The sequence below is a fragment of the Micromonospora sp. GCM10011542 genome (genome assembly GCF_042650685.1).
Taxonomy (GTDB): domain Bacteria; phylum Actinomycetota; class Actinomycetes; order Mycobacteriales; family Micromonosporaceae; genus Micromonospora.
Genome location: NZ_JBHSBO010000052.1, coordinates 13,306 through 27,035, shown reverse-complemented (window position 1 = coordinate 27,035; position 13,730 = coordinate 13,306). Strand labels below are relative to the sequence as shown.

Here is a 13,730-nt window from a genome sequence, read left to right as displayed (position 1 = left end):
CGCGGAGCCGAGGTCGTGAGACGAGGCCTGCGCTAGGGCGCGATGTTCTTCCTACGCTCGTGAATGATCCTCGCCAATAGTCCGACCAGCTCGATCAGCGGTGTGGCGGCGGGTGTCGCCGCCACACCGCGATCAACGCGCCGGAGTCAGTTCAGGCTGCCGGTCCGAGCTGGACCGGGCGGGCTCGGCGCACTGCCGAGCCCGCCCGGTCGCGCAGCCTTCCCGCACTGCTGCTCGAGGAAAGGTCAGGCTCTCGCCCCTGCGCCGACGGTGGCCTGTGCGGCCGAGGTCGCCTTCGATGCCCGGCGTCCGGGCATCCACCAGTTGGCCTTGCCGCACAGTTCCATCACCGCGGGGACGAGGACCATCCGGATGACGGTGGCGTCGATGAGCACGGCGACGGCCATGCCCAGACCGCCCTGCTTGACCGCGATGTCGGGGCCGAGCAGGGAGGTCGTGAAGACGGCAACCATGATGGCGGCCGCGGCCGTGATGACCTTGGCGGTCCGCGCGAGCCCGTGGGTGACCGCCGTCCGGGAGTCGCCGGTCCGCTCGTACTCCTCCCGGACCCGTGAGGTCAGGAATACCTGGTAGTCCATGGACAGGCCGAACAGGACCGGGAACATCATCATCGGGACCCAGGTCGTGACCGGCATGGTGGTGGGGAAACCGAGGGCTTGGCCGAGCCATCCCCACTGTACGACCGCCACCACCACACCGTAGGCGGCGCCGATCGACAGCAGATTCATCACGGCGGCCTGCAGGGCGATCGTGACCGACCGGACCAACGCGATCAGCAGCACCATGGACATCGCGACGACGACCACGATCATCAGGGGCAGGCGCGCGCCGGACTCCTCGGCGACATCGATCGTGCCGGCGTTCGGTCCGCCGACGAGGACCCGTTCGCCGCCGGGTGTCCGGGGCAGCACCTCGTCGCGGAGTTCGTGCACCAGGTTCGCGGTCGCCTCGTCCTGGTATCCGGTCGTGGGGAAGGCGGTGAAGGTGACGGCCTGCCCGTCCGCACTGACCCGGGGTGGCGTGGCGTAGGCGATGCCCTCGGTCTTGCTGACCGCTTCGACGACGGGACGCAGATCGGCGTCCTTGGAGTCGACCTTGGCGGCGAGGATCAGGGGTGCTCCATAACCCGGACCGAAGCCCTCGGAGAGGATCTCGTACGAGACGTAGCTGCTCCTGTCGCGGGGCTGAACGCTGGCGTCGGGCTGGCTCAGCCGCATCGACAGCGTGGGGACGGCCAGCACCAGCAGGCTCGCGCCGGCGAGGAGTGCGGCGACCAGCGGCCTGCGCTGCACCACGCCGGCCCAACGCTCGGCGAACGTACGGCGCACCTGAAACCGCGCGCCGACCTCCTGGTTCTGGCCGGACGCGCGACGAGGTAGGCGCAGCGAGTTGATCCGGTATCCGATGAAGCCCAGGAACGCGGGCAGCAGCGTCACCGCGGCGATCATCGTCACCAGCACGATCACCGACGTGGCCACGGCCACCCCGGTCATCAGCCGCTGTCCCATGACGAGCAGGCCCATCAACGCGATCACGACGGTCGTGCCGGCGAACAGCACCGCACGGCCGGCGGTACTGATGGCGTTGACCGTGGCGCTCTCGGGTTCATCGCCGTCCTGAAGGCCGTCCTTGTAGCGGGTCACGATGAACAGTGCGTAGTCGATGCCGACGCCGAGTCCGATCATCGCGCCGAAGACCAGCGTGAAATCCGGCGCAGGGACCAGGTGGCCGATCACCTTCATCAGCGCGAGGCCGCCCACGATTGCCAGCAGAGCGGTCACGATCGGCAAGCCCATTGCCACCAGCGACCCGAAGGCGATGAACAGGATCACTGCCGCGGCCAGGACGCCCACGCTCTCGGCCGGACCCTGCGGAGGTGTCTCCGCCTTTTCCGCCATGTACCCGCCCAGCCCAAGCGTGACGCTGCCGCCGGAGGCGTCCTTGACCATGTCCACCAAGGGCTTCACCTCGCTCTTCTCCACCTCCTTGTCGCTCAGCGGGATGGTCATACGGGCGATACGACGGTCCTCCGTCACCAGGTTCCTGTCCTGATACGGCGACATCACCGGTCCGGTGACAGGTGAGCCGGCGAGTTCCGCGATGATCTTCTCGATTTTCTGCCGGGCAGCCGGATCATCGATCCCCTTGTCCGCCTTGATCGCCAGGGTGAGCCTGTCCCCCTGCTCCTCGGGGAAGTGCTTCTCCATCAGCTTCTGCGCCTGGGCCGACCCCGAGTCTCCTCCGGAGAAGTCGTTGTCGGGGGCGGCGCCGTACCCGAAGCCGACCAACGCCACGGCGATCACGCCGACGATCCAGGTCAAGACGACCAGGCGACGGCGCCGGTAACAGAACCGGGCCAATCCCGCCAGAGCTCCATCCGTACGGGGAGCCTCGGTTGTCATCATCTTCTCCTCAGGTGGTTGAGTTCATTTCGGGGCGAAAACGCGCGTCAGCAGAGGTGCCTTGTCCCGTGGCGCGTTTCGCAGCGGGACGAGAACCGCCGACTCGGCGAGCTCTTCCAGCACGGTGTCGATGACGTCCAGATCGGCAGGGGAGAGGGACGGGGCTCGACGGGCCAGCCGGTGCAGTTCGGCGTCGATGACGGCCCGGGCGTGCCGGCGAACCAGGACGAGGAGGTCCGACTGGAGATCGTCCGTGCACCCGGCCGACTGACGAGCGGCGCGGGCCAGATCAGTGGCCATGGCCCGCGCCTTCGCCGTGCGAGCCGCCGAACGGCGTCGTGACACCGTCGTAGCGGAGCCGCAGCATCATGCCCTGATCCGCGTGGGGGAGGTTGTGGCAATGGTTCATCCAGATCCCGGGATTCGTGGCCCGGAATGCGACCTCCCAGGTTTCACCCGGCCGGACATCGAAGGTGTCCACCCACAGCGGGCTGCCCGTCGACGGTGTCCCGTCCCTGGACAGGATCAGCACGGGATGGCCGTGCAAATGCCAGGGATGCGTTTCCAGGCTCCGGTTGACGACGGTGAACCGGACGATGTCCCCTTGGACGACAAGCTGATCGGGGATCGAGGGGTGAGCCCGGCCGTTGACGGTCTGCGCGTACGCCGGTCGGCCGTCCACCAGGGCCAGTCCGCGGTCGAGGACCATGGTGAAATGCCGGTCGGCGTTGCGGATGTCGAAGGGCGCGCCGGCCGGAACTCCGTACCCCAGCAGGTCGAGCTCCGGCAGGGCCGACGTGTCCTCGACGCGCGCTTGACCGGGGACTTCGCCATGCGGGCGCAGGCGCAGGCCGCCGTCACGATCGTCGTCGACAACGAGCGCCACAGGCGTGTCCGGCATCCGGAACACCAGGTCGTATCGCCCGCCCGCGGGCAGGCGCAGCCCGACGTCGCGGACCTCGCCGGGCTGGTTGAGGTCCCGGCCGTCGACGGCCGCCACCCGGAACGGGGTTCCGGCGAGGACGATCCGGTGCGGATCCGAGTCGGTGTTGATCAATCGCAGCCGCACGGGTGTGCCGGGCGGCGCCGGGTGTTCGGTTCGGCCGTCTCCGCCCGCGATCACGACGGTGCCGTTGAAGGTGTGCACGGGCAGGGCCAGGTCCAGCTGGTCCGCAGCGGCGTGCCCGTCGGCTCGTGGTTCGTCGTGCGGGGTCACGACGAGGGTCCCGTACAGCCCCTTGTGCACGCCGATGTGGGACGCGTGATGGGTGTGGTACCAGTAGGTGCCCACCTGGTCGGCGCGAAACCGGTAGACGAATTCCTCACCGGGTCCCACGGCCGGCTGGGTCAGACCCGGCACGCCGTCCTCGCCGCACGGTACGTCGTAGCCGTGCCAGTGCAGGGTCACGCCGTCCTCGATGTCGACGTTGCGCAGCCGCACCTCGATCAGGTCACCCTGACTCGCGGTGATCGCCGGACCCGGGACCTCGCCGTTGTAGGTCCACGCGTCGATCTCGCGTCCCGACGCCAGCCGTACGGTGGCCTTCTTCGCAGTGAGCATCTGCCGCCGCACAGTGCCGCCCGGTGCGGGTGAGCCGGAGCCACGTAGGTCGGCCACCGACACCGCCGATCGGGACGAGCGTCCGGCACCGCCTCCCACGGTCACCGACTCGGTGGGGAGGAATGACAGTCCGGTGCCGGCGCCGGCCGCGGTCACCGCGGCCGCGCCGCCGGTCCAGCCGAGGAACCGGCGGCGCGAGATCAAGCGTCCCCCCAGCGCCAGCGCGACGCCGGCACCAGCGCTCTCCTCGGCGGCCGGCGCGACCACTCGCATGGTCAGCAACGCACCGGCGCAGACCAGCGAGATCGTGAGCAAGGCCGTGCTCACGGTCAGCGGGTACCCGACCAGGAAGGTCACCACAAGACCAGCCAACGCCGCGTAAGCCGCAGTGAACATCGAGACCACGACGCCTACCGACCCACCGTCGCCTCGCCCCCGCCTCGCCGCGAGCAGCTGCGGTCCGCCGAGCAGCACGGCGGTGGCCCCGGCAGCCGCCAGCATCGGCAGCCCCAGGAGCACCTTCTCCTGTACGAACCACCAGCCCCGGCCCGCCAGCATCGCCACGGTGACCACCCGGACAAGCGTCACGAGCACCGCCGCGACGAGGACGGCGAGCGCCAGCCGGATGCGCCGCAGCGCCACCGTGACGCCGGCCGCGAACCACGTCGCGACGCCCAGCAGCGCGACGACGTGATCCAGGACGATCAACAGCCTCGTGCTCATGGCGCCTGTCGCACGGGTGCCGCCGGCACGGACAGCTGCCTGGTCTGGCGGATGACTGCCCCGGCCACTGCCACGATGGCGAGACCGTTGACCGCGTGCAGGCCGAAGACGAGCCCGCCGGCGGTGCCGTCGAGCGCCGTGGCGATCCCATTGATCACGAACTGGACGATCGCGAGCCCGGCGACCAGACCGCTCATCCCGATGAGCCGCCCGGGCATCCGGGCAATCGCGGCGACGACGGTCACCAGGACCGCGATCAGCACAATTCCACCGCCAAGTGCGCGGTGCGGCTGGAAGGACTCCTCGTTGGGTGCCGTGTCGAACGCACCGCTGGCAGCCAGGAAGAACTGCGTGACGATGGCCAGCATCTGCAGGGCCGCCAGGCCGGCGAAGAATTTACGCATGGCGCGCTCCTCGAAGCGGGTGGGGGTGATCGCTCATGGCGGCGATCATCGCGTCGGCGAGGCTGCCGTGACCTCTGACGGCGGATGGCAGCGCCTACGCAATTGGGCGTAGACGACCTCGTTTCTCACTACGCCCGTCGGCGTAGCAGGTCGCGCGTCTGCGCGCAGCCTGGTCCGTTGCTGAGAACCGTAGGATCACCGCATGGATCAGCGTGCCGTGTCTTTCCCCCTGCGGGTGGTGGCGCAGGACCTGGCGCTCGCGCTCTTCGTCACCGTCATGCAGGTGCAGGGCACGGTCGCCAAGGTTGCCGTCGACGGGGCACCACGCCCGCTCAGCGACTTCGGAAACCTCGGCTTCGCGCTGCTCGCGCTGAGCGGACTGGTCGTGGCCGTCCGCCGCCGGTGGCCGGTTCCGGTGTTCGTCACCACCGCGCTCGCCAGCTTGGTGTACTTCAGCCTCGACTTCCCGGACGGGCCGGGCTGGCTCGGGCTCTTCGTCGCCCTGTACACCCTCACCGCGTACGGTGACGGGCGCCGGTCAGTGGTGATCGCCGGTGTGGGGATCACGGTGCTCGCCGTCGGGTGGCTGATCGCGGCGGCCGACATCGAGCCACGCGCCGCCATCGGCTGGGTCTTCTTCCGGATCGGTGCGTCGGTCATGAGCGCAGCCCTCGGCGAGTCCGTCCGGTCTCGACGGGTCATCGCCGCAGAAGCCCAGGAGCGCGCTGAGCTGGCCGAACGAACTCGCGAGGAGGAGGCGCGCGCGCGGGTCGACGCCGAACGGCTCCGGATCGCCCGCGAGGTCCACGACACCGTTGCGCACGCCATCGCGATCATCAACGTCCAGTCCGGGGTCACCGCGCACGTGCTCGACAAGAGGCCGGAAGTGGCACGCGAGGCGCTGCAAGCCATCGAGCAGACCAGCTCTCGGGCGCTGCGAGAGATGCGAGCCATCCTCGGAGTGCTTCGTGACGACAACGACGGGCGCGTGCCGTACCCCGGGCTCGAGCAGATCGACGAACTCACCGCCAAGGCACGCGATGCCGGACTCGACATCAACCTCGAGCAGACCTCGCCCGCGACGCCGTTGCCCAGCGCGGTGGGGAGTGCTGCCTACCGGATCCTGCAGGAGTCGATCACCAACGTGATCCGCCACGTCGGCCCGACCCGGGTGACGGTGGCCGTGAAGCCGGGGATCGACGCCTTGGAGATCCGCGTGACCGACGAGGGCCGCCGTGCCGTCGCAGGAGATCACCCCGCGGGCCGGCGCCTACCTGTTCAGCATCCGACCGGCACCGGCAGCTCGGCCAGGCCCGGCCGCGGGATCCTCGGAATGCGCGAGCGCTGTCAACTGCTGGGCGGAGAGCTCGACGCCAAGCCGACTCCCGGCGGCGGGTTCGAAATCACGGCCCGGCTGCCTCTCGCGCCGACCGGGTCGCGCCTGTGAACGCACCGGCCGCGTCACCGTCGAGCAACCCTCCGATCAGGGTGCTGCTCGCCGACGACGAGGGCCTCGTGCGATCCGGGTTCAAGATGCTGCTCGACGTCGAGGACGACATCACGGTGGTGGGAGAAGCCACCAACGGCGCCGAAGCCGTCGAGCGGGCCCGCGCCAACCGCCCCGACGTCGTCCTCATGGACATCCGCATGCCAAAGCTGGACGGGATTCAAGCCACCACCCAGATCACCGAGACGCGCGGGTTGGAACAGGTCCGGGTACTCATCCTCACCACCTACGACACCGACGCCCACGTGTTCGAGGCATTGCAGGCCGGCGCCAGCGGCTTCCTGCTCAAGGACGCCGGACCTGCCGAACTCCTGCACGCCATCCGGGTGGTCGCCGCCGGGGAAGCCCTGCTCGCGCCGCGGATCACCCGGCGTCTCATCGGCCAGTTCACCGCACGACGAACAGCCACCCAGGCCGCGGAGGACCGGCTCGCGGTGCTGACCCAGCGCGAGCGCGAGGTACTGGCCCTCGTGGGACAGGGCCTGAGCAACAGCGAGATCGGCACCGAGTTGTTTCTCAGCCCGGCCACCGCCCGCACTCACGTCAGCCACGCGATGGCGAAACTGGGTGCGCGCGACCGCGCACAACTCGTTGTCATCGCTTACCAGACAGGACTGGTCAGCCCCGGCAAGGCATGAATGCGTAGCGCGCTTGTCATGATCGGGCTCGGGGTCCCCTGGGCGCCGGAATCGTCGAAGACAGTTGCGACCTTGCGCACTGGCTGACGCTAGGCGGTGGGACGCAGCCAAGCCGTTTCGGGGGCCCGCTCAGCAGGAGCGGGCCCCCCGGAGCCTGACCCGACTCGAACGGTGCTGCCATCCCTGGCTTCAGTGACGTGCGGTACCGGCGCCGCACGTTGGGCTGGCCCCCTCGCCGCAGTCGACGAGTGGCTGTAACCGACGTCGACACAAGCCCCAGCTGGTCGTAGCGGTGGAATACCGCCGCGACCCGGTCAGGCGATGGTAGGCACCGCCGCCATGACCTCTACCTCGATCACCGCCCCGGGCAGGAAGAGTCGGTTGACCTCGACAGTCGTGCTGGCCGGCGGGGTGCTGGTCGGGTGGGCCGGGAACAGCCGACGGCGTACTGCCCCGTAGGCGGGCAGGTCGCCCATGTCGGTCATGAAGGTGCGGATGTGCAGGACGTCGGCGAGGGTCGCGCCGTGGGCAGCGAGGATCCCGGCGATGAGCTCGAAGACCCGCTCGGCCTGGGCGGCGGCGTCACCGGGTGCGACCACCTCGCCGTGGTCGTCAACGGCGACCTGTCCGGCGAGCATGAGCAGAGCGCCACCGTCGAGGTCCAGTCGGGCGACGTGGGCGAACCGGTCGCCGAACGGCGCGGCCACGGTCTGCGGGTTATCCAGGGTCTGCTTCATCGATTCTCCATGTTGATCAGGGTTGCCAGGTCCGCCCGCTGGTCGGTGGCGTCGCGCAGAAGGTGGGTCGCAGCAGTCAGCACCCGGGTGGTCGGTGCCGCCCTGCCGGCGAGGTCGGCGTCCTTGCCGGCAAGGGAGATGGCGAACGAGGCGCCGCTCCTGGTCGCCCGGGCGAGGACACCGCCAAGTGCACCAGCACTGAGGAGATCGAGCGCCACCGCCCGATCGACGCCGACCGCCTCGGCGACGGCCAGGGTGTCGTGCAGCGCGCCGAACGCGGTGACCAGCGCGGTGTTGGCCACTAGCTTGAGCGACGATCCGGCGCCAACCGGGCCGCACCGGCGGATCGCGCCGAGCGATTTCAGCACCGGCTCGGCCCGGTCCACGACGGCGGGTGGTCCACCGGCGAAGATCGTCAGCGCGCCGGCGTCGACCGCGTCCACACTGCCACCGACCGGGGCGTCGAGGAGGGCGACCGATTCGGGTAGCCGGGCGGCAACGCCGCGTACCTGGTCCGGCCCGATCGTCGACATCTGCACCATGATCGCGCCTGGCCGCAGCGCGGCCACCGGGGCGTCGGGGTCATCTTTTCCGAAAAGGGCGGCCTCGACCGCCGCGGAGTCGGCAAGCATGATGATCACCAGGTCGGCCGCGGCCACGGCCTGGGCCGGCGTGGCGGCGATCTCGGCGCCCGCCCCGGCCAGCGCGGCGGCGCGGGCGGGGGTGCGGTTCCAGACCGTGACCCGGTAACCGGTGGCCAGCAGCCGACGGGCGATGGCTGCACCCATGTGTCCGGTGCCGAGCACCGCGATCTCTGTCATGGCCGCTACGCTAGGGCGTCGGAATAGATGCGACCAACGAATGTTCGGCATGGATGCGATGCGTGGCTAGCATGGCTGGGTGGAGACTCAGCTTCTTGAGGTGTTCCGGACGGTAGCGCGTTACCGCTCGATCACGGCCGCCGCCCGCCAACTGCGCTTCACCCAGTCGGCGGTCTCGCGGCAGATCGCGGCGCTCGAAGCGGAGGTCGGCACACGGGTCTTCGACCGGCTACCGCGCGGCGTGGCCCTCACCGAAGAGGGACGCGCCCTGCTGCCGCACGCGGAGGCGGTGCTCGACCGGCTCACCGCAGCCCAGCGTGACCTCGACGAACTACGCGGTCTTGGCAGTGGCCGGCTGCGGGTCGGCGCGTTCCCGACCGCCGTCGCCGCGCTGGTGCCCCGAGCCCTGGCATCGTTCCGCGCCACGTATCCGGGGGTGGCGCTGTCCCTGGTCGAGGGAATGACCCCCACCCTGCTCGACCGCCTGGTCAGCGGGGACGCCGACGTCGCGGTGGTGAGTTCATCGCCGACCGGCCCGATCGACTCCGACCGCTTCGACCTGCACCACCTGCTCGACGAGCGACTGCTGGTCGCGGTCGCCCGCGAACACCGGCTGGCTGCTCGGGGCACGGTGCGGCTGGCCGACCTCGCCGACGAGCCGTTCGTCGTCGGCTCAGCGACGGCCGAGGAGACGCTGCTGCGGGCCAGCCTGCCCACCGGCTTCCGCCCGAAAATCGACATCGTGGCGGCGGAGTGGATCGGCAAGCTCGGCTGCGTCGCGGCCGGACTCGGCGTCGCGCTCGTCCCCGCCCTGGCCGTACGGGGCACGCCGGCCGACATCGTGCTGCTACGCCTGCACCGCAACGACGAATCCGTCCGTCAGATCTTCGCCGCCACCATCGCCGGCCGGACTCGACCTCCGGCGGTCACCCAGTTCCTCGCCCATCTCGACGAGGCGGCCGGCGGGCCCGACGAACGTCGCTGACAGTCGCCCCGTCCGGAAGGATGGCGTCCCGTACGCGGCGACGTCCTCAGGTCAGCCGGCGGCCGCCGAGCCCCTAATGCCGCCGGTGTTCAGGTGCAAACGATCCAAGGGCGGCCGCCCACCAACCTTAAACCCACGATCCAACACCAGGGCCACCGAGTGGAGCGCGGCATTAATCGCCTCAAACGCCATCGCGCTGTAGCCACCCGCTTCGACAAACTCGCCGTCCGCTATGAGGCCACCATCCGCCCCACTGTCAAGGAGTGGCTGTAACCGACTTCGACACAAGCCCCAGTGCGGCCGGGCGCATCGCCGGCACGTCGCTGACGCTGCGCCGCGACGTGTTCGCAGTAGGGCGAGCACTGCGAGCCGGTCAGGCGTCAGCCATCGGTGCCAGGGCGAACAGGGGCGGCACCGGATCGGCTGCCCGGATCACGGCCACGACCTGGGTCAGTTGCGGGTAGTCGCCGCCGTCCGCCCTGATGAGGGCGTCCGCATCGGCGTGGTTGCCGAGGTAACACTCGGCGATGGCCCGCAGGAGAAACGCGACGCTGCACAGGTCCGGCGGGTCAACACCGGGCCGAACGTCGAGAAGCAGCGGCCGTGCCTGCTCCTTTGCCAAGTATCTTGACAATCGAGATTATCCGTGGCTGCTCTATGCTGCAAGCGAGCACCGACGACGGGAAGAAGCGGCGGAATCGTGGCGAGTCACGGCATGTACCGGCGCCGCGACACGCGGCGCGACCACCTGGTCGCGGAGATCACCAACCACCTGCGGCGCTACTCGGTGGACGCCCAGCAGGTGGGCCACGCCTTCGCCAACCTGCACGGGCTCAACCCCACCGACCTGCGCGCGCTGATCGCGGTCATGGACGCCGAGCTGCTCGGCGACCCGATCACCCCCGGCCGCCTCGGCGAGCAGCTCAACCTCTCCTCCGGCTCGGTCACCGCGCTCATCGACCGGCTGGAACGCGCCGGGCACATCCGCCGCGACCGGGACACCGCCGACCGCCGCAAGGTCCTGCTGCACTACGCCGACCAGGGCGCCGCCCTGGCAATGGAGTTCTTCCGACCGCTCGGTGCCCGTACCGACTCGGTGATGGCCGAGTTCAGCGACGACGAGCTGGAGGTGGTGCACCGGTTCATGGCGGCGATGAGCACCTCGGTGCGCCAGCACCGCGACGCGGTGCGCGCCGCCCGGCCGGAGTCGCCCCGCGCCACGCCGGGCTGACCGTGCTGCCTCGGCTCGCCACCCGCCTCGCCGGCGCCGCGCTGCGGCTGCCCCCGGTCAGGCCGGGCCGCGTCCGGGTGACCCGGGACATCCCGCTGCGGGTGCGCGACGGGGTGGTGCTGCGCACCGACCACTACGCCCCGGCCCGATCCGACGCGCCCACCGTGCTGATCCGCACCCCGTACGGGCGGGGCGGGCCGCTACGGCTGCTCGGCCGGCTGCTGGCCGCGCGAGGCCAGCACGCGGTGATCCAGTCGTGCCGCGGCACCGGTGGCTCCGGCGGGACGTTCGCCCCGCTGGTGCACGAGCGCGACGACGGCGCGGACACCCTGGACTGGCTGCGCCGCCAGCCGTGGTGGTCCGGCGCGTTCGGCACGTTCGGTGTCAGCTACCAGGGCTTCGCCCAGTGGGCCCTCGCTGCCGACGCCGCCGACGAGCTGCGGGCGATGGTCGCCGTGGTCACCGCCTCGGCCACCCGGGACTCGACGTACGCCGGTGAGTCCTTCGCCCTGGACACCGTGCTGACCTGGGCGGAGCTGCTGCACGGGCAGACCGAGCCGTGGCTGGCCCGGCAGCGCGAACTCAAGCGTGGCCAGCCCCGGCTGGCCGCCGCGCTGGCCCACCTGCCGCTGGCCGAGGCGGACCGGGTCGCCACCGGCGTGCCCGTGCCGTTCTTCCAGGAATGGCTGCGCCACCACACCCCGGACGCCGAGTACTGGCGTACCCGGATCTTCGCCGACCGGGTGGCGCGGGTGCGGGCACCGGTGGCGATGGTGACCGGCTGGCACGACATCTTCCTGCCCGCCCAGCTCGACGACCACGCGAACCTGCGCGCCGCCGGCGCCCGGCCGCGCCTGGTCATCGGCCCGTGGACGCACGGCAGCCCGGGGCTGTTCGTGGCGGCCCTGCGCGAGGGGCTGGGCTGGCTGGACGAGCACCTGGGCGGGCGGCCGGCGCCGCCGCGCGCCCCGGTCCGACTGCACGTGGGCGGTCCGGGCGGCGGCTGGCGGGACCTGCCGGACTGGCCGCCGCCGGCGGTCGAGACCGCCTGGCACCTGCACGCCGGTGGGGAGCTGGCGGCGCGGCCGCCGACGTCCGCGCCACCGGACGAGATCCGGTACGACCCCGCCGACCCGACCCCGTCGCTGGGTGGGCCGCTGCTGGTCGCCCAGCGAGCCGGTCGGGTGGACAACTGGCCGGTCGAGGCGCGGCCGGACGTGCTCACCTACACCAGTGCGCCGCTGCGCCGGCCGGTAGAGGTCATCGGCCCGGTGCGCGCCGAGATCCACGTACGCAGCGAGCTGGCGCACCTGGACGTCTTCGTTCGACTGTGCGACGTGGACACCCGGGGCCGCTCCTGGAACGTGTGCGACGGACTGGTCCGGGTCGCGCCCGGCCGGTTCCCGGTCGACGCGTCCGGGGTGCTGCGGGTGCCGGTGCCGCTCTGGCCGACCGCGTACCGGTTCGCGGCCGGACACCGCCTGCGTGTGCAGGTCGCCGGCGGCGCCCATCCGCGCTGGGCGCGCAACCCCGGCACCGGAGCGCCGCTCGGCGCGGCTGTCACGCTGCGTGCCGGTCGGCGGCAGATCATGCACGATCCCGCGCACCCCTCCGCGCTGCTGCTGCCCATCATCCACTCTGGTTCACAGCAACCTCCAAGGTGAACAGACCCGTCCTGAGCTGGGCATTCATCCCTGAGCCGGGCTATCGTTGAGCCAACGCCCAGCGCCGTGCACCAGTAGGCCGGGCTCGCCCAAACCCCCACCTCGCGTACGCGGTGTGACGTCGTGCCCGGTCCCCATGCCATCGGAAAGGGGGACCCATGACCCGGGCCCCGGCGAACCTGTTGGCCGTCCGAAGCCTGCTCCTCACCCATCTCAACGTCGACCCGGACACCACCCGCTCCGACGACCTGGAGCCCGCGGAGGTGGGCATCGTCGGCGACGCCGCACACCGCGGCGGCTACCACTGCGGATCCGATCGGGTGGTCACCAACGACTACTCGGTGGTGGAGTCGCCCCGCGACCGGGCCGGGTTGACTCTCGACGCCGCAGCCCTCGACGTGGGCGGGTTCGAGGTGCGCTCCGGGGGTCGCACCCACACCCTGCCCAGCTTCTCACTCTGGTGCGTCGGGCAGTGCGCGGCGAACGCGACCGACACCCGCGACCTCCGGGAGATCATCTACAGCCCCGACGGCAGCACCGTGAAGCGGTGGGACCGGCTCGGCAGGCGCAGCAGCGGCGACGACTCGCACCGCTGGCACACCCACTTCAGCTTCTTCCGCGACGCGATCAAGGCCGGCCGCGACCAGCGGCCCCTGTTCCGTCGCTACCTCAGCTCCATCGGACTACTGGAGGACGACATGAGCGAACAGGCCGAAACCCAGATCAACAGCATCTTCGCCGGATTCTTCCGCGGCGGCACGAGCATGGGGCGCAGCGTCGACCCCGACGGTTCCGGAAGCGCGGTGGCCAGCAACAGTCTCGTGGCCAAGCTGGACTACACGATGCTGCGGCTCGACGCGCTCGGCGCCCAGTTGACGGCACTGGCCAATCGTGACTTCACCGACGAGGCCGCGATCGTTGCCGGGGTCCTCGCGTCGCTGACCCCCGAGAAGATCGCGGCCGCGCTGCCGCCGTCGTTGGCCAAGCAGGTTGCCGATGAGATAGCCCGACGTATGGCGCAGTGACGCAGGCGCCG

The 13,730-nt window shown here is 70.7% G+C and carries 14 protein-coding genes; 7 read left to right on the top strand and 7 right to left on the bottom strand.

Features of this window, described 5'->3' with window-relative positions; translation table 11 throughout:
- Positions 1-245: 245 nt before the first annotated feature.
- The 3 genes from ACFOW4_RS19735 to ACFOW4_RS19725 all read right to left on the bottom strand — a co-directional run bounded on the left by ACFOW4_RS19735 (position 246) and on the right by ACFOW4_RS19725 (position 4,251).
- Positions 246-2,342, bottom strand: coding sequence for an MMPL family transporter (locus tag ACFOW4_RS19735; RefSeq protein WP_377529789.1), 2,097 nt, complete (start codon positions 2,340-2,342; stop codon positions 246-248).
- A gap of 105 nt (positions 2,343-2,447) precedes the next feature.
- Positions 2,448-2,723, bottom strand: coding sequence for a hypothetical protein (locus ACFOW4_RS19730; protein WP_377529788.1), 276 nt, complete (start codon positions 2,721-2,723; stop codon positions 2,448-2,450).
- On the bottom strand, positions 2,713-4,251 hold the full coding sequence (locus ACFOW4_RS19725) for a multicopper oxidase family protein (protein ID WP_377529785.1): 1,539 nt from the start codon (positions 4,249-4,251) through the stop codon (positions 2,713-2,715). The genes ACFOW4_RS19730 and ACFOW4_RS19725 overlap by 11 nt, the downstream gene beginning before the upstream one ends.
- Positions 4,252-4,549: 298 nt before the next feature.
- Here ACFOW4_RS19725 and ACFOW4_RS19720 point away from each other — a divergent pair, with 298 nt between their 5' ends.
- Complete coding sequence (locus tag ACFOW4_RS19720; RefSeq protein ID WP_377529784.1) at positions 4,550-4,678, top strand: hypothetical protein; 129 nt, start codon at positions 4,550-4,552, stop codon at positions 4,676-4,678.
- Between the two features lie 25 nt (positions 4,679-4,703).
- Here ACFOW4_RS19720 and ACFOW4_RS19715 read toward each other — a convergent pair whose 3' ends face one another.
- Positions 4,704-5,111, bottom strand: coding sequence for a DUF6220 domain-containing protein (locus ACFOW4_RS19715; RefSeq protein WP_377529781.1), 408 nt, complete (start codon positions 5,109-5,111; stop codon positions 4,704-4,706).
- A 202-nt stretch (positions 5,112-5,313) separates the two neighbouring features.
- Here ACFOW4_RS19715 and ACFOW4_RS19710 point away from each other — a divergent pair, with 202 nt between their 5' ends.
- Together ACFOW4_RS19710 and ACFOW4_RS19705 are read left to right on the top strand one after the other, a co-directional pair.
- The gene (locus ACFOW4_RS19710) at positions 5,314-6,558 is read left to right on the top strand and encodes a sensor histidine kinase (protein ID WP_377529780.1); all 1,245 of its coding nucleotides are present in this window, start codon (positions 5,314-5,316) and stop codon (positions 6,556-6,558) included.
- 35 nt (positions 6,559-6,593) lie between these two features.
- A complete protein-coding gene (locus ACFOW4_RS19705; protein WP_377530054.1) occupies positions 6,594-7,256 on the top strand; it encodes a response regulator in 663 nt (220 codons plus the stop codon).
- A 314-nt stretch (positions 7,257-7,570) separates the two neighbouring features.
- Here the strand turns inward: ACFOW4_RS19705 and ACFOW4_RS19700 are convergent, their stop codons facing one another.
- Both ACFOW4_RS19700 and ACFOW4_RS19695 read right to left on the bottom strand, forming a co-directional pair.
- Entirely contained in the window at positions 7,571-7,993 is a 423-nt protein-coding gene (locus ACFOW4_RS19700; protein WP_377529777.1) for a RidA family protein, read from the bottom strand.
- Positions 7,990-8,814: an NAD(P)-dependent oxidoreductase gene (locus ACFOW4_RS19695; protein ID WP_377529776.1), complete on the bottom strand. Its 825-nt coding sequence runs from the start codon at positions 8,812-8,814 to the stop codon at positions 7,990-7,992. Before ACFOW4_RS19695 ends, ACFOW4_RS19700 begins: the two co-directional genes overlap by 4 nt.
- Before the next feature lie 79 nt (positions 8,815-8,893).
- On the opposite strand from ACFOW4_RS19695, the gene ACFOW4_RS19690 reads away from it, so the two are divergent.
- Positions 8,894-9,799: a LysR family transcriptional regulator gene (locus ACFOW4_RS19690; RefSeq protein WP_377529774.1), complete on the top strand. Its 906-nt coding sequence runs from the start codon at positions 8,894-8,896 to the stop codon at positions 9,797-9,799.
- Between the two features lie 373 nt (positions 9,800-10,172).
- Here the strand turns inward: ACFOW4_RS19690 and ACFOW4_RS19685 are convergent, their stop codons facing one another.
- Positions 10,173-10,421, bottom strand: a complete 249-nt coding sequence (locus ACFOW4_RS19685) for a hypothetical protein (protein ID WP_377529773.1) — start codon at positions 10,419-10,421, stop codon at positions 10,173-10,175.
- Positions 10,422-10,514: 93 nt separating this feature from the next.
- On the opposite strand from ACFOW4_RS19685, the gene ACFOW4_RS19680 reads away from it, so the two are divergent.
- From ACFOW4_RS19680 to ACFOW4_RS19670, 3 genes are all read left to right on the top strand, one after another.
- Positions 10,515-11,030: a MarR family winged helix-turn-helix transcriptional regulator gene (locus ACFOW4_RS19680; protein WP_377530052.1), complete on the top strand. Its 516-nt coding sequence runs from the start codon at positions 10,515-10,517 to the stop codon at positions 11,028-11,030.
- Positions 11,031-11,032: 2 nt separating this feature from the next.
- Positions 11,033-12,694, top strand: coding sequence for a CocE/NonD family hydrolase (locus tag ACFOW4_RS19675; RefSeq protein ID WP_377529771.1), 1,662 nt, complete (start codon positions 11,033-11,035; stop codon positions 12,692-12,694).
- 158 nt (positions 12,695-12,852) lie between these two features.
- The gene (locus ACFOW4_RS19670) at positions 12,853-13,719 is read left to right on the top strand and encodes a hypothetical protein (protein ID WP_377529770.1); all 867 of its coding nucleotides are present in this window, start codon (positions 12,853-12,855) and stop codon (positions 13,717-13,719) included.
- Positions 13,720-13,730 lie beyond the last annotated feature (11 nt).